This window comes from Enterobacter sp. WCHEn045836 (assembly GCF_003965585.1).
GTDB lineage: Bacteria > Pseudomonadota > Gammaproteobacteria > Enterobacterales > Enterobacteriaceae > Enterobacter > Enterobacter dissolvens.
On record NZ_RXPT01000006.1, the window covers coordinates 195,905 to 214,649 of the forward strand.

The following is an 18,745-nucleotide window of genomic DNA, read 5'->3' on the forward strand; positions in this document are numbered from 1 at the left end:
GAAATAAGGAAATGAATATGCAACGTCGTGAATTTCTAAAATATTCCGTTGCGTTGGGGGTTGCCAGCGCATTACCACTGTGGAGTCGCGCGGTTCTGGCGGCCGACAGACCTGCCTTACCCATTCCTGATTTATTGACCGCCGATGCCCGTGGCCGTATCCAGCTAGTGGTTCAGTCCGGTAAAACGGCGTTTGGCAAATATAACACCACCACCTGGGGCTATAACGGCAATCTGCTTGGCCCGGCGCTGCAGCTGCGCAGAGGGAAAGCCGTCACCGTTGATATTCACAACACGCTGGCAGAAGAGACGACGCTGCACTGGCACGGACTGGAAGTGCCGGGCGAGGTTGACGGCGGCCCGCAAGGGATTATTAAAGCGGGCGGGAAGCGCACCGTGACTTTTACCCCCGAGCAGCGGGCGGCGACCTGCTGGTTCCACCCGCATCAGCACGGCAAAACAGGTCATCAGGTGGCAATGGGGCTGGCAGGCCTGGTGCTAATTGAAGATGACGAAAGCCGCCTGCTGCGTCTGCCCAAACAGTGGGGTATCGATGATGTGCCGGTCATTGTGCAGGACAAAAAATTTACCGCAGACGGTCAGATTGATTATCAGCTCGATGTGATGAGCGCGGCGGTCGGCTGGTTTGGCGACACGCTGCTGACTAATGGCGCGATTTACCCCCAGCACGCCGCGCCAAAAGGCTGGTTGCGGTTACGTCTGCTCAACGGATGTAATGCGCGCTCGCTGAATTTTGCCGCCAGCGATAAACGCCCGCTGTACGTGGTGGCGAGCGACGGTGGACTGCTGCCTGAGCCGGTCAAAGTGCAGGAACTCCCTATGCTGATGGGCGAGCGCTTTGAGGTGCTGGTGGACATCAGCGACGGTAAGCCGTTTGACCTGGTGACGCTCCCGGTCAGCCAGATGGGCATGGCCGTTGCGCCATTTGATAAGCCTCATCCGGTATTACGCATTCAGCCTCTGCAGATCGCCGCATCCGGGATCCTGCCAGATACCTTAACCACGCTGCCAGCCCTCCCGTCGCTTGATGGTCTAACCCAGCGCAAACTGCAGCTTTCGATGGATCCGATGCTCGATATGATGGGCATGCAGGCGCTGATGAAGAAATATGGCGACCAGGCGATGGCGGGGATGCACCACGGGCAGATGATGGGCCATATGAATATGGACCATGGCAAAATGGGTGGAATGGGCAACATGAATCACGGCGGTCACGGGTTTGATTTCCACAACGCCAACAGGATAAACGGCCAGGCGTTCGACATGAACACGCCGATGTTCGCTGCCACAAAAGGGCAGTTTGAGCGCTGGGTGATTTCAGGCGAAGGCGACATGATGCTGCATCCGTTCCATATTCACGGCACCCAGTTCCGTATTCTTTCAGAGAACGGCAAAGCGCCGGATACGCATCGCGCGGGCTGGAAAGATACAGTGAGAGTGGAAGGCGGCGTCAGCGAGGTGCTGGTGAAGTTTGACCATGCTGCGCCGAAGGAGTTTGCCTATATGGCGCACTGCCATCTGCTGGAGCATGAAGATACGGGGATGATGCTGGGTTTCACGGTTTAGGCACCCGCGGCCTGATGCCCTCACCCTGGCCCTCTCCCTGTGGGAGCGGGAACAAACATAAAAAACGGCAACCGAGGTTGCCGTTTTGCATTTATTTTGCGTCGTCCGGCAACGCATACGCGACAATATAGTCGCCCATCTTCGTGCCAAACGAACCGTGACCGCCCGCAGAGATGACAACGTACTGCTTGCCATTCACTTCATAGGTCATCGGCGTAGCCTGTCCACCGGCTGGCAGACGGCCTTGCCACAGTTTCTCACCGTTGGTCATGTTGTACGCGCGCAGGTAGTTATCTGCGGTTGCCGCGATGAACAGCACGTTACCGGCGGTGGAGATTGGGCCACCCAGCATTGGCATACCCATGTTGAACGGCACCGGAACCGGCATCGGGAACGGCATGCTGTCCTGTGGGGTACCAATACGTTTTTTCCACACGATCTGGTTGGTTTTCAGATCCAGACCGGAGATATATCCCCAGGCAGGCTGTTTACATGGCAAACCAAACGGAGACAGGAACGGATTCAGGGTGACGCCAAACGGTACGCCATACTGCGGCTGAATACCGGCTTCGGTACCGCTGCCTTTCGCGTCTTTTGGCTGCTCCATCGGGTTACCTGGACCACGTGGGATCAGTTTAGAGACAAACGGCAGCGCCATCGGGTTGGCGATCGCGACTTGACGGTTAGGGTCAACGGAGATCCCGCCCCATTCGAACATCCCCAGGTTACCCGGGAAGACCAGCGTGCCCTGCTCAGAAGGCGGGGTGAAGATGCCTTCATAGCGCAGTTGATGGAACATCACGCGGCATACCAGCTGGTCAAACATGGTGGCACCCCACATGTCTGCCCCGCTGAGGTCTTTCTTCGGACGGAAGCTCAGGTCAGAGAACGGCTGCGTTTTCGTGACGTAATCGCCTTTTGCCGCGCCCTGAGGAACCGGTTTTTCCGGTGCAGGCACAACCAGCTTGCCGTTACGACGGTCCAGGACGAAGATGTTACCGGTTTTCGCCGGAGCATAAATCACCGGAACGGTTTTGCCGTTAACGGTAATGTCCGCCAGCGTTGGCTGGGACGGCATGTCCATATCCCACAGATCGTGGTGTACGGTCTGGTAACTCCAGGCCAGTTTACCGGTGGTCGCGTTCAGCGCCAGAATGGAGCTGGCATAACGTTCCTGCTCAGGGGTACGGTTACCGCCCCAGATATCAGGCGTGGTCACACCCATTGGCAGGTAAACCAGATCCAGCTTCGCGTCATACGCGGCCGGTGCCCAGGAGTTTGGCGAGTTAAAGGTAAAGGTGTGTTCATCAGACGGGATCGCGTTAGGATCTTTCGCGCCCGGATCGAAGGCCCACAGCAGTTTACCGGTGTTTACGTCGAAACCACGAATAACGCCAGAGGTTTCGCGGGTGGAGAAGTTATCCGTGACCGAACCAGCAATCACAATAGTCTTATCTGTGATGATGGGCGGTGAGGTGGGTTCATACAGACCCGGCGTGGTGTCCGGCATGTTGGTCTGCAGATTCAGGATACCTTTGTTGGCGAAGGTTTCGCACAGCTTGCCCGTTTCGGCGTTAATCGCGAACAGGCGGCCATCGTTCACCGGCAGCATAATGCGGCGAGGACAGTCGGCAATGACGTCCGGGCTGGCATTGTCCGCGCGCGCTTCGTGGTAAGAGACGCCACGGCAGGTGATGTGCTGGAACGACGGGTTGGAGTTCAGCTGCGGATCGAAGTGCCATTTCTCTTTACCGGTGGCCGCGTCGAGCGCGAACAGACGCTGGTGCGCCGTACACAGATAAAGCATGTTGCCCACTTTAATCGGCGTCACTTCGTTGGTCAGCTCACCTGGATCGTTCGGCATCTTCAGATCGCCGGTACGGAATACCCAGGCTTCTTTCAGGTTTTTCACGTTGTCCGCGTTGATTTGCTTCAGCGGGGAGTAGCGCTGACCTTCCTGGTTACGCCCATACGCCGGCCAGTCACCGTCCGCGACCTGCGAGATAGCCGCAGCAGGGGTTGACTCTGCGTTCAGCGTTCCGTTGATCTCCTGCGGATCGTTAAAGCCGGCCCAGGTCAGGATGCCGCCACTGATGAGCAGGGCAACCACCAGCGCCGCAACGGCACCGCTGGAAGGCACGATCAGGCGACGCCAGACGAACGGCAGGATCAGCCAGATACCGAAGAAGACCAGAATGTCACTGCGCGGCGTCAGTGCCCAGAAGTCGAAACCGACTTCCCAGACGCCCCAGATCATGGTGGCGAGGAGTAATGCAGCATAGAGCCACAGTGCGGATTGTTTTCTACGCCAGAGCAGGACGGTTACGCCAAGCATAACCAGACCCGCTATCGGGTAGTACCAGGAGCCGCCGATTGCGACCAGCCAGACGCCACCGATTAACAGGTACAGGCCGCAGAAGGCGGCGAATAACGCTGTTAGTGTCACCAGTAGACGCGGCTGTTTAGAGTTTGTTTCAGCCATAGAAAGTGTACTCGTCAGTTTTTGTTAATAATTTGCTAGCAACTAATTATAGGTATTAACAAGTGTGATCGGAATCACAATATTTGCTTTTTATAACTCATGCGCCAGGCTTAGCCATTTACTGATATAATGGCTGGCTTGCGTATCGATGCCGGAATAACGTTCATCCGCATTGAGAGATTTTCATTAAAATCATATGGTTAGTAATATGAAACATACTGTTGAAGTGATGATCCCGGAAGCCGAGATCAAAGCGCGTATCGCCGAACTGGGTCGTCAAATCACCGAACATTACAAGGACAGCGGCAGCGAAATGGTGCTGGTCGGTCTGTTGCGTGGCTCTTTCATGTTCATGGCAGATCTGTGCCGTGAAGTGCAGGTGTCACATGAGGTCGATTTTATGACCGCCTCCAGCTACGGCAGCGGCATGTCCACAACCCGTGATGTGAAAATCCTGAAAGATCTGGATGAAGATATTCGTGGCAAAGATGTGTTGATCGTCGAAGACATCATCGACTCCGGTAACACGCTTTCTAAAGTGCGCGAGATCCTGAGCCTGCGCGAGCCGAAATCCCTGGCCATCTGTACTCTGCTGGATAAACCAGACCGTCGTGAAGTGCAGGTGCCGGTGGAGTTTGTGGGCTTCTCCATTCCGGACGAATTCGTCGTCGGTTACGGCATTGACTATGCGCAGCGTTATCGTCATCTGCCGTATGTTGGGAAGGTTGTGCTTCTGGACGAGTAGTGCGGCCTGGTGCCTTCACTCCAGCCCTCTCCCACAGGGAGAGGGAGAAAACCCCCGGCTTTATTTATGGTTCACGTGCTTAAGCTTAAGGTTGGCAATTCCTGAACGGTAACGCTGTTCCAGCGTTTCGCGGTTGGTGGCGGTCACTTCGAGGTTACGCAGCAGACCGTCATGAATACCGTATGCCCAGCCGTGGATAGAGACCTTCTGCCCGCGCTTCCACGCTGACTGCATGATCGTTGAATGACCCAGGTTATACACCTGCTCCATCACGTTCAGTTCACACAGCGTGTCCATCCGGCGTTCCTGCGGCATTTCACCCAGCAGTGAGCTATGTTTGAACCAGATATCGCGGATGTGCAGCAACCAGTTATCGATGAGCCCCAGTTCCGGATTTTCGACCGCCGCCTGCACGCCACCGCAGCCGTAGTGACCGCAAATAATGATGTGCTCGACTTCCAGAACGTCAACGGCGTACTGAACCACAGACAGGCAGTTGAGATCGGTATGAATCACCAGGTTGGCAACGTTACGGTGAACAAACAGTTCGCCGGGCTCAAGGCCCGTCAGGCGCTCAGCCGGAACACGGCTGTCGGAACATCCAATCCAGAGAAAGCGTGGATTCTGCGCTTGCGCAAGCTTTTCAAAAAATCCGGGGTCTTCCTCCACCAGCATTTTTGACCATAGTGCATTGTTGCTGATGAGTGTATCTATGTTGTTCATGGAGGTTAGCGACCTGTAACCAAGTGATTGCGTTGCGCTACTATAGGGTAACCCGACTTTTAATGAAACCACACAACGTGTGTCAGAACCTAAGGTAAGTTTAATTCATGGCGATTGCACTGGAGCTTGAGCAGCTTAAAAAAACCTATCCGGGCGGCGTTCAGGCGCTACGCGGGATAGATCTCAAAGTAGAGGCAGGGGATTTCTATGCGCTTCTGGGGCCGAACGGCGCGGGGAAATCGACGACCATCGGCATTATCAGTTCGCTGGTCAATAAGACCTCTGGCCGGGTCAGCGTCTTTGGTTACGATCTGCAAAAAGATGTGGTCAACGCCAAACGCCAGCTCGGGCTGGTACCGCAGGAGTTTAACTTCAACCCGTTCGAGACGGTACAGCAGATCGTCGTCAACCAGGCGGGCTACTACGGCGTTGAGCGAAAAGAAGCGTTAACACGAAGCGAAAAGTACCTGAAGCAGCTTGATCTGTGGGAAAAGCGTAACGAACGTGCGCGTATGTTGTCTGGCGGCATGAAGCGCCGTCTGATGATTGCCCGTGCGCTGATGCATGAGCCAAAACTGTTGATCCTCGACGAGCCCACCGCCGGGGTAGATATTGAGCTGCGTCGCTCAATGTGGGGGTTCCTGAAGGATCTCAACGACAAAGGCACCACCATTATTCTGACGACGCACTACCTTGAAGTGGCGGAAATGCTGTGCCGCAACATCGGCATCATTCAGAACGGTGAGCTGGTGGAAAATACCTCGATGAAGGATCTGCTCTCGAAGCTGAAATCAGAGACGTTCATTCTCGATCTGGCGGCAAAAAGCGCGCTGCCGAAGCTTGAAGGGTACCAGTATCGTCTGGTCGATACCTCCACGCTGGAAGTCGAAGTATTGCGGGAGCAGGGCATCAACAGCGTCTTCTCCCAGTTAAGTGCCCAGGGCATTCAGGTTTTAAGTATGCGCAACAAAGCGAACCGACTGGAAGAGCTGTTTGTCTCTCTGGTGCAGGATAAACAAGGAGACAAGGCATGACGCATCTTTATTGGGTCGCGCTGAAAAGCATCTGGGCGAAAGAGATTAACCGCTTTATGCGCATCTGGGTACAAACCCTGGTGCCGCCAGTGATCACCATGACGCTCTATTTCATCATCTTCGGTAACCTGATTGGTTCCCGCATTGGTGAGATGCACGGCTTTACCTATATGCAGTTTATCGTTCCGGGTTTGATCATGATGGCGGTGATCACCAACGCCTACGCCAACGTGGCTTCGTCATTCTTTAGCGCTAAGTTCCAGCGCAACATTGAGGAGCTGCTGGTGGCGCCGGTACCAACGCATGTGATCATCGCGGGCTACGTCGGCGGCGGCGTGGCCCGCGGCCTGTGCGTCGGGATCCTGGTGACGGCTATCTCCTTATTCTTCGTGCCGTTCCAGGTGCACTCCTGGCTGTTCGTGGGGCTGACGCTGCTGCTGACGGCGATCCTGTTCTCGCTTGCCGGTCTGCTGAACGCGGTGTTTGCCAAAACGTTTGACGATATCAGCCTGATCCCGACCTTTGTCCTGACCCCGCTGACCTATCTGGGTGGGGTGTTCTACTCCCTGACGTTGCTGCCGCCGTTCTGGCAGGCGTTGTCGCACCTGAACCCGATTGTCTACATGATCAGCGGGTTCCGCTTCGGCTTCCTCGGTATTACTGACGTTCCGCTGTTTACCACAGTGGCGGTGCTGGTGGTGTTTATCGTCGCCTTCTACCTGCTGTGCTGGTATTTAATCCAGCGCGGGCGCGGACTGCGCAGCTAACCTTCCGCCCGGTGGCTTTCTGGTTGCCGGGCACTTTTCTTTGACTGTTATCACCGTAAGCTAATCTTCACTCCGCTAAACTACTCGCCTGCTAAGGAGAGAACGTTATGCTGGGATGGGTCATTACCTGCCACGATGAACAGGCGCAGGAGATGTTGATAAAGCTTGAAGCCAGGTTTGGTCCACTGGCGCAGTGTCGCGCGGTGAATTACTGGCAAGGGCTGAGCACCAACATGTTGAGCCGGATGATGTGCGATGCTCTGCATGAAACCGACACCGGCGAAGGTGTTATCTTTCTCACCGATAAATCGGGTGCAGCGCCGTATCGCGCCGCCTCCTTACTGAGCCACAAACACGACTGCTGTGAAGTGATCTCCGGCATTAACCTTCCCTTACTGGAGCTAATGTATCCACAGCGTGAATTATTAAGCAGCGCAGAGTTTCGCCATGCCATCGTGGCACAAGGTGAGCCGGGCGTCAGCAGCTTGTGGCATCAACAACAGAAAAATCCTCCCTTTGTCCTGCTTCACGACCTGTATAAGAATTAAACATTGGTATTGATGGTGCATTTGTTACAATGGCATCAGTTTATTCGTACCGATATCACAGACATGTTCACGCGTATTTTGTTCCTGTTCCTGCTGGTTCTCTCTGGTGGGGCATCAGCCAGTTTATTAAGTCAGCAAGGTCTTCCAGCCCAGTACATGCAAACCACCGAGGATGCGGCTATCTGGGCGCAGGTGGGTAATGAAGTCGTGAACGTCGGCCATGTCAGCGCCGGACAGATCCTCGCCGTTGTGCCTACCGCTGCGGATTACTACGAGTTTCGCTTCGGATTTGGGACAGGCTTTATTGATAAAGGCCATCTGGAGCAGGTGCAGGGAAAGCAGCGCGTTGAGGACAGCCTTGGCGATCTTAATAAGCCGCTCAGTAATCAAAACCTGATCACCTGGAAAGACACGCCGGTGTACAACGCGCCGTCCAGCGGCAGTGCGCCATTCGGAACGTTGAGTGCCAATCTGCGTTACCCGGTTTTAAGCAAACTCAAGGACCGCTTAAACCAGACCTGGTACCAGATTCGCATCGGTAACCGTCTGGCGTGGATCAGCAGCCTGGATGCGCAGGAAGATAACGGCCTCCCGGTTCTGACCTACCATCATATTTTGCGTGATGAAGAGAACACGCGTTTTCGACATACGTCTACCACCACCAGCGTGCGTGCGTTCAATAACCAGATGGCCTGGCTGCGCGACCAGGGGTATACCACCCTGACGATGTATCAACTGGAAGGGTACGTGCGTAACAAAATGAACCTGCCTGCCAAATCGGTGGTGATCACCTTTGATGACGGGCTGAAATCCGTGAGCCGCTACGCTTACCCGATTCTGAAAGAGTACGGGTTTAACGCCACGGCATTTATCATCTCATCGCGCATTAAGCGCCATCCCCAGAAGTGGGATCCAAAATCGCTGCAGTTTATGAGCGTTCAGGAGTTGAAGGGCATCCAGGACGTGTTCGATATTCAGTCCCACACGCACTTCCTGCACCGCGTCGATGGTATTAAACATCCGATTTTACTGAGCCGCAGCTACCACGTGATTTTGTTTGATTTTGAACGCTCGCGCCGGGGGCTGGCGCAGTTTAACCCGCGCGTGCTGTATCTCTCTTATCCCTTTGGTGGCTACGACAACAAAGCGATAAAAGCCGCGAATGACGCCGGTTTTCATCTGGCCGTCACGACGGTGAAAGGGAAGGTTAAGCCGGGGGATAATCCGTTCTTACTGAAACGCCTGTATATCTTAAGAACGGATTCGCTGGAGACGATGTCGCGGCTGATCAGCAACCAGCCGCAGGGATAAATTACTCATAGGTGAACTGCAGGGTGCCGATGGTGCTGAACGTGCCAGAGGTGACTTTTTCTGTACCAGACTTAACTAACCGGGCCGTAAGTAACCGGCTGAATAATGCAATGGTGGTGTTCTCCCGCGTGGTATAGCTGTTAGTGGAATTAGGCACCACCTGGCTGTTGTCCGGCCACATCAGAAACACTCCTACGCCTTTTGCTGCATTCGAGGATGCGGTATTGGCGAGTAATGTGCCATCAGTGCCGGTGGTCTTACTGGTGGTCAACTTCATGGTGATTTTACGTGTGTTGGTGCAATTCCCGGACACCGCCGCATATACGTTTAAGGTGTTATCGTTCTCCAGGTCGGATACACCATAATCCCCCAGATCCACGGTTTTGGGGGCCGTAAGGGTGCAGGTTGGTTTTATTATTGGTGTTGTGAATGCCATGTCGGCAATGCTGATGGTTGTGCCTGGATGGTCATCATTAGGTGCATAGGGATCGCCAATACCAAAGTCTCCGATAGTCCCTCCGGCAGGGCCAACGGAGACCACCTCCGCGGGAACCCCGGCAAAGCTGGGAAGCTGATAAAACTCGACCGCGGCCTCCCAGGTTCGGTATTGCAATAATTCATCCTGATCCTCCAAATGTAACGTCAGAAACCAGTTTGTGCTGGGGGCAAAATAGGCCGTGACTCCCGTACCTATTGTTCGAAACGCCAGGGCATAAGCAATGCCGGTCACATTGGTTTTGAATAAGGCTTTACCGTCGATGCTGCCCACCTGCAGGGTAGCCCGTGTTGCGGTAAAGATGTTTTCTCCATGTTGTCCACCTGAGCATACGCTCATCAACCGGGGGGTTAGGCTTAAGGGATAGAGGGTACTGATTTTTGTGGGAGCGGTGACGGCATCCACCGCTCTTAACGTCGGTTTTCCACCCGTAAAATCGCCAACCGCACGTGGCTTAGCACTCCCAATCTGGCACTCCTCGGCTGCACTGGCGTAAAAGGCACTCATGGTTAAGCACATAAATAAAATAATAAAACCGTAAAAACGTGGGGAAACAGTTATCCCAGGACGCTGTGCCATAGTTCTTCCTTTTAGCGTTGCCTGTTAGCGATATGTCACGCTGACCAATGCGCGCGCGGTCACTTTTCCTGCGCTGACCGGGCCGTAATTTTGGTAGCGGGCGTAAAAGTTATACGCTTTCAAATAGCTTTGTTGGTCTGATGGCGTGGCTATTTTGACTGCCACATCAGACTGCCCCTCGCTGTCGAGGACGTTTTGATTACTGGATTCTGAAAAAATGACAATCCCCACATTCTCTGCGCCGCCTGCGATGGCGGACGTCTCATTACTGAATATTTGTTTGGAAATGCCATCAATTTGGGCAGCCTGCGGTTTAAAGGTAAAGTGCAGCGCTTGCCCGGCTCCGGATTCATCCCCGCTACAGTCCAACACCTGAATCATGAAGCGTGTTCCTCCTGCGGGGTCCGCTGGCTTAAGGCGATCGGCGCCATCCGCAGTATAAAACCACGCCCTTCCCACCGTTGGCAGCGTTACGTTTCCGCTATCAGGAATACTCACCTGGCACGTATTGTTGATAATGTTTGCCGTCATATCCATTTCCAGGCTTGAGGTAATCCCCGCAGCGGGAAAACCCAGGCAGAGGGTGAGCCAGGACACCCTATTTTTAATAAAGAAGCGGGAGTGGAACATCCTGTTTAAGCTACCTGTCTGAATTAACATTATTGATAGGTCACGATAAACGTCACTGGTGCGCTGACCGACCCCGTGGTCACGTCAGAAATCGTTTTATCTTGCGCAATGACGATGCGCGCATCCATTTCAAACTTCCCCGTCCCGTTAGAGAGGTTGACGAGAGAGGTCGGGGCTGTGGCGCAGTTCAACAGGGAGCCTGAGTCGACAGTGCCTTTCCAGATTTCAAAACCGACGTTATGCCCGGCGGCATACGAGGTTCCATTTTTAGCATTACCGGTACACGACCCGCCTGCCCCCGGCGTGGCCTGAATGGCGGCATTTTTGACCCCGGCACAATTGGTGAACGCGATTTTGAATGCCCCTCTTCGGTTCTTGCTCACAAGGTCGGACTTAAACACGTCGCCAAACGGTAAAATGCTTATAGGTGCTCCGCCGGCATCTTGTATCTCCGCATTGCAGGTGCCGGCCTCTATGGTGGACGTAAACGTGGCCTCAACGCTTGTGGTGCCTGTAATGGTGCTTAACGCAACGGAAGGCAGGGTGGCAGTCATCGCAAGCACCAGTAATGTCATTTTCTTTTTCATCTCAACGCTCCGTATTGCTGCCAGTTATTCATAGGTGAAATTAAACGTAGCGATACCGCTAAAGTTGCCGGTCGTGCCTTGCCCGCTTGCGGTTTCCACCAGCGTCGCCAGGAGTGAAACCTCGCCAGCACTTATTTCTCCGCTCGACCAGATGAGGCGCTGCGTATCGGTGAATGAATTGATGACAAACGGGGCATCCGGGGTGGCGGTGCGGGAAATCGCCACACCAATATGCTCCGCGCTGCCTTCGCCGGAGAGTGAGTTCTTAATGGCCGTAGTTACAGGGCTGGCACTACCGCTAATGGTTGTTTTCAGCGATGTCAGACTTGACGGGCAGGAGACCATTTTGAGTTTAAAGTTGGTCGTCGCTTTGGCATTTTTCAGGATGATGTAATCCAGGCGCACCTTGCCGTTAGTGCCAATGGGGATAACGTTGCTGCTGCCATCACCGCTGCCGCCTTCAATTTTCATATCGCAGGTGGTGTCGCGGATATTAGCGGTAAAAGTAATATCGAGTGTGTCGGCGTATGATTCCAGTGACAGGGCCATCAGCCCTGTACTTAAAATAAAGAATCCTGTTTTTTTCCAGGCTTTAAAAAGCATGTTTTAACTCCCTTTATAAGGCTGTAACGTGGCAGGTCTGGCCCGTCAGCAGCGTTGTCGGTCCAATCTTTTTCGCATCCGGTGGGATCTGGTAGGTGGCGCTACAGGATGAGCCCGGCTCACTTCCCCAGACGATGTTTAACGTTCCTTTATCTTCAATTCCGCGGATCCAGGCTTGCCCGGCCTGACCCACGCTACCCACGGATACGCCCTGGTCGGTTTGCACATCGGCGCCTAATGGAATAAATCCACCGTCGTCACGCGTCAGTTCCATTAACACGGAACGCCCCTGATCGGTTTCAAAGTTAACCAGCACAACGGCACCGCTGCGGGGAACGGTGGTGGAGCGGGTATTTTTCACTTCCACGTCAGAGCGCATCTCGCTGATATCAAGACCTACGCTGTTTTCACGGTAGGCGGACAGATAGGGCATAAGGGCATAGCCTGAGGCGCCGATTTCGCCGTTACCGGTAGAGACGCGGGCACCGTCTGCTCCCTCTGCTTTAATCAACGCAAGCGTATCGCTTTCGCTGATGCTGCCGGGTGCAAGTGTTACGCCACCCGAGTGCAGAACCAACCCGCCGCTATAGCTGGCAGAATATTGCCGCGAATCGTCATCTGAGGCTGAGACGGAAAGGCTCATCGGTCCATGCGGGCCGTTGTAACTGCCGTAGCCGCTGAGCTGGTTTAACGTATCGTCATTACGCGTGGTGCTTTCGGTAATGCTGTAACTGAAGCGATTATCTTCAGTGCTGCCATTGACGCTGGCGTTAAAACTCCCGCCACCTTGTAAATCGCTGCCGATGCCCGTCGTGAGTGAGGAGAATCCGCCCGCACGCTTGCCGTTACCCATCAGCGTGTCGAATGGAATAGTGAGGTTCAGATAGACACTGTCATCTTTTTCCCCGAACTCATTGTAGGTGCGCTGCACGGAGAGGCTATAACTTCCCCAGCTTAGCGAATGACTGTGGCCAACGGAGTATTGCGCGGACGAACTACTTTCATTCCAGTAGTCCTGCCAGGTTGAGTTGACATACAGCGATCCCAAATCAAGGTCAGCCATTTTCAACGGCTGGCTGATATTTACCTGGATCTGGTTTTTCATGCGCTGGAAGGTCTGATACACATCGCGGTTATTACGTTCAGGGTTACGTTCCCTGTCACGGTATTTGATCTCATTGGTCAACGAGGCTGCATCATTCAGGCTGAGGTAGTCAGACGTTGAAAACCGGTAAGCGGCGACGTTGAAAGAGGTATTCGTGGCTTCCATGAGTTTGCTGTAGGAGATGCGATAACTTTCGCCGGTGAGATGTCGTAAGCCGTCAATCCGGGCGTCAGAATGCGTGGCATCAAAGGCGAATGCACCCACACGGGTGTTCATCGCAATACCCAGCAATGCGGCGTAGAAATCGCTATCGGTGTATTCCAGCCCTGCATAGCCCGTGAAGGTATTGGTTAAGCCATAATACCCCGTGGCATATCCCACCATTGGTTTGTCGTGCAGGCTGTCGTCACGCAGTTCACCTACGCCGATATCCCATCGCAAGTAGCCAGGGCGAAGCATTTGCGCGACGGAAGAATAGGCGACTGAGAAGGAACGTTTGCTCCCATCCGTCTCTTCTACCGTGACGATAAGATCGCTTCCGTAACCTGTTGTACTGAGATCCGAGATTTCAAATGGCCCTGGCGGTACAGACGTTTCGTAAATCGTATTGCCACTTTGGGCGATCGTGACTTTGGCATTACTGTTTGCGACTCCCCGGATCACCGGCGCATAGGTTGATATGCCGTTAGGAAGCATACGGTCATCGTTATATAAACGCGCCCCGCGCAGGCTAATGGAATCGAAGGCGTCACCACGGGTATAGGAATCTCCGGCGATAAACTGCGCTTTAAGGGGCGTGATATCACGCTGAAGATAAATGTCCTGGCTGGCGTAATGGGTACCGGAATCCTGATCCCAGTTCAGGTTGCCGCGTGCGCGGAGTCGCCATGGCCCCAGATTTGCCCCATAGCGTAAGCCTGCATAGGCCGTATCCGTGGTGGAGTCAGGTGTGTCGGCGTGCCAGCCATTGAGATCCCAGGAGAGCATGGCTACCGGGATACCGTCTTCCCAAAGCGAAGGATCGACAAACCCTGAGGGACGCTGAATAACGAAAGCCTGCGGAATGGAAAGGTCTAACTCCTGAGTGGAAGGATCGTAAGCCACGCGTGACCCGGGATAGGCGTTCGACACAGAGACACAGGTGTCCTCAGAATCCCCCTCTGCTTGTTTAAGTTGCTCGATGGTGACATTTGCCTGAGTGAGCAGTTTAGGGGTGATACAGGGCGTGGCGCGTGGAGTGCCATTCTCCTTAAAGAGAAGATCCGTGGTAACGGAAGGTTTCCCGTTAATAATTACCTTCACCTTATAGGTTCCGGCAATTACAGGGTTGCCCTTTGAAAAGCGACTGACATCAATTGATGCACCGGTGTTATAAAGAAACTGCTCGTTAAACTGCACGTCTTCTTCTTTATTATTTTCAGCAGCAAATGCACATAACGGCAATACCGCACTTATCGATAAACATAGTAGCGAACGTCTAAAGTGCATGATGAACTCTGTCCCAGAGCAAAGCCAATTATAGTTCTTGCGAATGATATGAAATGAATACAGGGTCAATTCTGTATAAACTCATATTTATCAATTCCACCGTAATCATTGATGGCTTGCCAGGTTATTTTGCTATTGCCTGTCAGGGGGGCGTTTTTCACATTCATTGTCTGGCTTGAGAACGGCTCAATATAATGCGTTTCGATCTCGTAACGTTTACCGCCTGAAATAAGCGATGCACTCGCCAGCGAAACATAATACGGCGAGTCATTTTTCGCACTTAAAACGACTTTTTGCCCTTGTCGGGTTTGAGACCATTTAAGATTTTTGGCTGCCTCTGTCGGTTCCCCTTTCAACCCTGTAGGACGGAAAAAGAGTTTTATGCGGGTACGGAAAGCAAGCTGAAGCATGCTTTGGTTGTCGCTCTCCTTTGCTTTTGGCGGAACTTCCAGAACGTTAAACCAGAACAGGGACTCTTTATCTTTTGGCAATGTCTGACCAAGCCAGGTGATTCTGACGGTTTGCCCTTTTTGCGGTTCAACACGCGAAACCGGGGGGGTAACAATAAAGGGAAGCTTGAGCTCCTGAGGATTGGTGCTATCTCTTCCGTCATCGAGCCAGGTTTGTACCAGTAAAGGCCGGGTGCCACGGTTATCCATCGATACCGTTACGTCCTTTGCCGATTCAGGATAAATGATTCGGGTGCCAGAAATGACAATATCTGCACTGGCGTTAAGAGCAAAAACGCTCACCGAGGCCAGCAGCAGGGCTTTTAATCCGCTCTTAATATTCAGTACGTACATGTATATTCTCGAAAAAATACGAAAAATGTGCCCAGCGGGGCACATTAACGGCAGGGATAAATTATTCGTAGCTCATGGTGAAGTAAGCGTTGGCGCTGACTTTACCTGACTGTACAGGATTCGTGTCTTTCACCCAGTTGGCGCCAGGGACATAAGCAACGCGGTAGAACAGTTTAGCGGAACCTGCATTCAGGTCGGCTTTCTGCGTATTATTGTCTGGCTGGCCGACCATAATACGAGAAGAGGTTGTTGGGGCATTGTTATACAGGGCAAGTGCAACGTTCGTTGCTGCGCCTGCTACGCCGGCGTCAGGTTCAATGGTACCGTTTGCAATGGCACCCATATTTTTAGACATGAAGTTTGCAGACGCACTCTTTAATGTTTCAGGGCAGTTGGTGAGCAGCAGTTCAAAATTCTTAGAGCCGACGCCGGTATCGACGGTGGTGGATTCAACCTCAGATTTTTTAACAACCGGTAAGGTGATGGTGATATTGTTTTGTGCTTCACCATTAGAAGTGGAAATATTACATGTTGTATCAGTTACTGCACCATCAAAGGTGATTAAACCCAGATCTGTGTCTGCAGTTGCTGAAAAAGAACCTGTTACGAATAAAGTTACAACTGAAGCTAATAGCGTTTTTTTTAACATGATTAAAATTCCATTTAAAAAACATTTCACTGATGTAATTCAAGCAAAAAAGATGATAGGGATCTCTGAATGCGTTGGGTATTTAAAATTGCTTAATATCATCGTTAGAAAAAGTGAGGGTCCGGATAAGTTACTGAAAATGATCTTGAAAATTCTATAAAAGAATGCAGGGAGGAGTTTTTTTAGCGCGTCGAACGCATTCTGGTACGATATAAATTATAAATGGTAAGGATCATTTCCATTATTATATTATTTAGGGAAATGTATTTTTTAAAAAAAACAGGCGCGATGGGGGAGGGAAACAGGATAAATAAATGAGGAGTGATGTTATTAGCGATAAAAGTATGAAGTACTTATTGTCACTGAAGGAGCGGATCCTGAGAAATCCGCTCCTCACCGGATTCAGGCAACCTGCACCGGGATCGCCTTCGCGGTGCGTTTCATCTCGTTGTCACCTTCAAAGTAGGCCACTTTAGGCTGCCAGCGGCGCGCCTCTTCGTCGGACATCATGACGAAGCTCGCGATGATCACAATATCACCCACGTCGGCACAGTGCGCGGCGGCACCGTTGACGGAGATAATTTTAGACCCGCGCTCGGCAGCGATAGCGTAGGTGGAGAAACGTTTACCGTTGTTCACGTTCCAGATATCAATGGCTTCGTTTTCAAGAATACCCGCCGCGTCGAGAAAATCCTGATCGATCGCGCAGGAGCCTTCATAGTGCAGGTCGGCCTGCGTGACTTTCACACGGTGAAGCTTACCTTGCAGCATTTTGCGAATCATTACGTGTACCTTTAATCATCATGCGTTAACCCCTCTCGTAAGAGGGGAGGGTAAGAAGACTACGCCAGCTCGACCACTTTATTGTCGATGAGTCGCGCCTGACCGAGCCATGCTGCCACCAGAATAACCGCGCGTTTGCTGGCGTCGGTCAGCTCAAGCAGGGTGTCGGCATCACGGATTTGAATGTCGTCAGCACGGAAGCCTTTATCGTTCAGCGCTTGCTCAGCGAGGGCGACAATCTCCTCTGCGGACAACTCTTTGGCTAACAGTTGCTCTGCCATGGTGTTCATGACTTTGCTTAATCCTGGGGCAATCTTACGCTGCTCAGCGGTCAGATAACCGTTACGGGAGCTGAGCGCCAGACCATCTTTAGCCCGCACAATCGGCACGCCCACGATCTCGATATCATAGCCCATATCGGCCACCATCTTGCGGATCAGCGCCAGCTGCTGGAAATCTTTCTCACCGAAACAGGCGACGTCAGGCTGCACCAGATTGAACAGCTTGCTGACGATGGTCGATACGCCGCGGAAATGGCCTGGACGGCTTGCCCCTTCGAGCATGGTGGAAATACCCGGGACGTCAACGTACGTTGCCTCTCCCGTACCCTGAGGGTACACATCCGCAGGTGCCGGTGCGAAGACGAAGTCCGCATGGCGTTTTTTCAGTTTTTCGCAATCTTCCTGCAGCGTACGAGGATAGCGCGCCAGGTCGTCTGCGCGATCAAACTGCATTGGATTAACGAAGATACTGACCACCACGATATCTGCGCGGGCTTTCGCTTCGTCGACCAGTTTCATATGGCCGTCATGCAGGTTACCCATGGTCGGGACCAGTGCAATACGTTTACCTTCCTGTCGCGCACGACGGATATGCTGGCGAAGCAGCGGCAGGGTTTCAATGATTAGCACAACGAGACTCCTTAATGAAAACTGTGTTCTTCACCCGGGTAAACACCGGATTCGACGTCGGCAATATACTGCCTGACCGCGGCGCGCATGTCGCCCGCTTCAGTAAGGAAATTTTTGGCGAATTTCGGGATATGACCGCCGGTAATACCAAAGGCGTCATGCATTACCAGAATCTGACCGTCGGTGACGTTGCCCGCGCCAATCCCAATCACCGGAATCGACAGCGCGTCGGTGATGCGTTTTGCCAGTTCCACCGGGACACATTCCAGTACCAGCAACTGTGCACCAGCCGCTTCCAGCGCGAGGGCATCATCAAACAGCGTCTGCGCGGCATCACCACGGCCTTGCACCTTGTAACCGCCAAAGATATTGACGGACTGTGGCGTCAGGCCTAAATGACCGCACACCGGCACGGCGCGCTCGGTGAGCATTTTTACCGTTTCCACAAGCCAGGCGCCGCCTTCGATTTTGACCATGTTGGCACCGGCACGCATCACGGCCGCCGCATTGTCGAAAGCTTGCTCTGGCGTGGCGTAGGCCATAAACGGCAGATCGGAAAGCAGCAGGCAAGCGGGGGCGCCACGGCGCACGGCACGGGTGTGGTAGGCAATATCCTCGACCGTGACCGGCAGGGTGGAGTCATGCCCTTGTACCGTCATCCCTAACGAATCCCCGACCAGCATGACGTTGATACCCTCTTCGGCAAACAGTCTGGCGAAGCTGTAGTCATATGCGGTGATGGTGGCGAAGCGTCTCTTTTCCTGTTTGCATTTCTGCAGTAAGGAGATGGTGGTTGGTTTCATACTGTTTCCTGATAGCCCAAAAGCGAATCTTTGCGCATTCTAACAGTAACATTCGAGGGAACAATGATTTTAGGTAGTCGATTAGCCACAATTATTTTATGGCTAATGGGCA

18 protein-coding genes are annotated in these 18,745 nt (G+C 53.0%); 6 read left to right on the forward strand and 12 right to left on the reverse strand.

The window, feature by feature from the left end; genetic code table 11:
• The first annotated feature begins 17 nt into the window (after positions 1–17).
• Complete coding sequence (gene cueO / locus EKN38_RS10100) at positions 18–1,586, forward strand: multicopper oxidase CueO (RefSeq protein WP_014830676.1); 1,569 nt, start codon at positions 18–20, stop codon at positions 1,584–1,586.
• Between the two features lie 91 nt (positions 1,587–1,677).
• Here the strand turns inward: cueO and EKN38_RS10105 are convergent, their stop codons facing one another.
• The gene (locus EKN38_RS10105; protein ID WP_014830677.1) at positions 1,678–4,068 is read right to left on the reverse strand and encodes a glucose/quinate/shikimate family membrane-bound PQQ-dependent dehydrogenase; all 2,391 of its coding nucleotides are present in this window, start codon (positions 4,066–4,068) and stop codon (positions 1,678–1,680) included.
• 208 nt (positions 4,069–4,276) lie between these two features.
• Here EKN38_RS10105 and hpt point away from each other — a divergent pair, with 208 nt between their 5' ends.
• Complete coding sequence (gene hpt, locus EKN38_RS10110) at positions 4,277–4,813, forward strand: hypoxanthine phosphoribosyltransferase (RefSeq protein WP_013095614.1); 537 nt, start codon at positions 4,277–4,279, stop codon at positions 4,811–4,813.
• A gap of 60 nt (positions 4,814–4,873) precedes the next feature.
• Here the strand turns inward: hpt and can are convergent, their stop codons facing one another.
• Positions 4,874–5,536 (reverse strand): carbonate dehydratase, encoded by a 663-nt coding sequence (gene can / locus EKN38_RS10115; RefSeq protein WP_014830678.1) that lies wholly within the window; start codon positions 5,534–5,536, stop codon positions 4,874–4,876.
• Between the two features lie 107 nt (positions 5,537–5,643).
• Between can and EKN38_RS10120 the strand changes: the two genes are divergently transcribed.
• The 4 genes from EKN38_RS10120 (at position 5,644) to EKN38_RS10135 (ending at position 9,196) form a co-directional block, all read left to right on the forward strand.
• Entirely contained in the window at positions 5,644–6,570 is a 927-nt protein-coding gene (locus EKN38_RS10120) for an ABC transporter ATP-binding protein (RefSeq protein ID WP_126522044.1), read from the forward strand.
• On the forward strand, positions 6,567–7,337 hold the full coding sequence (locus EKN38_RS10125) for an ABC transporter permease (RefSeq protein ID WP_013095617.1): 771 nt from the start codon (positions 6,567–6,569) through the stop codon (positions 7,335–7,337). Before EKN38_RS10120 ends, EKN38_RS10125 begins: the two co-directional genes overlap by 4 nt.
• A gap of 107 nt (positions 7,338–7,444) precedes the next feature.
• Complete coding sequence (locus EKN38_RS10130) at positions 7,445–7,885, forward strand: PTS sugar transporter subunit IIA (RefSeq protein WP_014830680.1); 441 nt, start codon at positions 7,445–7,447, stop codon at positions 7,883–7,885.
• Between the two features lie 63 nt (positions 7,886–7,948).
• Positions 7,949–9,196 (forward strand): polysaccharide deacetylase family protein, encoded by a 1,248-nt coding sequence (locus EKN38_RS10135; protein ID WP_014830681.1) that lies wholly within the window; start codon positions 7,949–7,951, stop codon positions 9,194–9,196.
• 1 nt (position 9,197) lies between these two features.
• Here EKN38_RS10135 and EKN38_RS10140 read toward each other — a convergent pair whose 3' ends face one another.
• The 10 genes from EKN38_RS10140 to panB all read right to left on the reverse strand — a co-directional run bounded on the left by EKN38_RS10140 (position 9,198) and on the right by panB (position 18,633).
• On the reverse strand, positions 9,198–10,271 hold the full coding sequence (locus EKN38_RS10140; RefSeq protein WP_014830682.1) for a fimbrial protein StkG: 1,074 nt from the start codon (positions 10,269–10,271) through the stop codon (positions 9,198–9,200).
• Positions 10,272–10,295: 24 nt separating this feature from the next.
• The gene (locus EKN38_RS10145; protein ID WP_014830683.1) at positions 10,296–10,901 is read right to left on the reverse strand and encodes a fimbrial-like protein; all 606 of its coding nucleotides are present in this window, start codon (positions 10,899–10,901) and stop codon (positions 10,296–10,298) included.
• Positions 10,902–10,930: 29 nt separating this feature from the next.
• Positions 10,931–11,488, reverse strand: a complete 558-nt coding sequence (locus EKN38_RS10150; RefSeq protein WP_014830684.1) for a fimbrial protein — start codon at positions 11,486–11,488, stop codon at positions 10,931–10,933.
• A 24-nt stretch (positions 11,489–11,512) separates the two neighbouring features.
• A complete protein-coding gene (locus EKN38_RS10155; protein WP_014830685.1) occupies positions 11,513–12,091 on the reverse strand; it encodes a fimbrial protein in 579 nt (192 codons plus the stop codon).
• A 13-nt stretch (positions 12,092–12,104) separates the two neighbouring features.
• Positions 12,105–14,684 carry an outer membrane usher protein gene (locus EKN38_RS10160; protein WP_043951566.1) on the reverse strand — a complete coding sequence of 860 codons (2,580 nt, stop codon included), beginning with the start codon at positions 14,682–14,684 and terminating at the stop codon, positions 12,105–12,107.
• A gap of 65 nt (positions 14,685–14,749) precedes the next feature.
• A complete protein-coding gene (locus tag EKN38_RS10165) occupies positions 14,750–15,487 on the reverse strand; it encodes a fimbrial chaperone (RefSeq protein ID WP_014830687.1) in 738 nt (245 codons plus the stop codon).
• Between the two features lie 61 nt (positions 15,488–15,548).
• Positions 15,549–16,136, reverse strand: coding sequence for a fimbrial protein (locus EKN38_RS10170; RefSeq protein WP_014830688.1), 588 nt, complete (start codon positions 16,134–16,136; stop codon positions 15,549–15,551).
• Positions 16,137–16,538: 402 nt separating this feature from the next.
• Entirely contained in the window at positions 16,539–16,919 is a 381-nt protein-coding gene (panD, locus tag EKN38_RS10175) for an aspartate 1-decarboxylase (protein ID WP_003856284.1), read from the reverse strand.
• Positions 16,920–16,978: 59 nt separating this feature from the next.
• Positions 16,979–17,830 (reverse strand): pantoate--beta-alanine ligase, encoded by an 852-nt coding sequence (panC, locus tag EKN38_RS10180; RefSeq protein ID WP_014830689.1) that lies wholly within the window; start codon positions 17,828–17,830, stop codon positions 16,979–16,981.
• An 11-nt stretch (positions 17,831–17,841) separates the two neighbouring features.
• Positions 17,842–18,633 carry a 3-methyl-2-oxobutanoate hydroxymethyltransferase gene (panB, locus tag EKN38_RS10185; protein WP_014830690.1) on the reverse strand — a complete coding sequence of 264 codons (792 nt, stop codon included), beginning with the start codon at positions 18,631–18,633 and terminating at the stop codon, positions 17,842–17,844.
• Positions 18,634–18,745 lie beyond the last annotated feature (112 nt).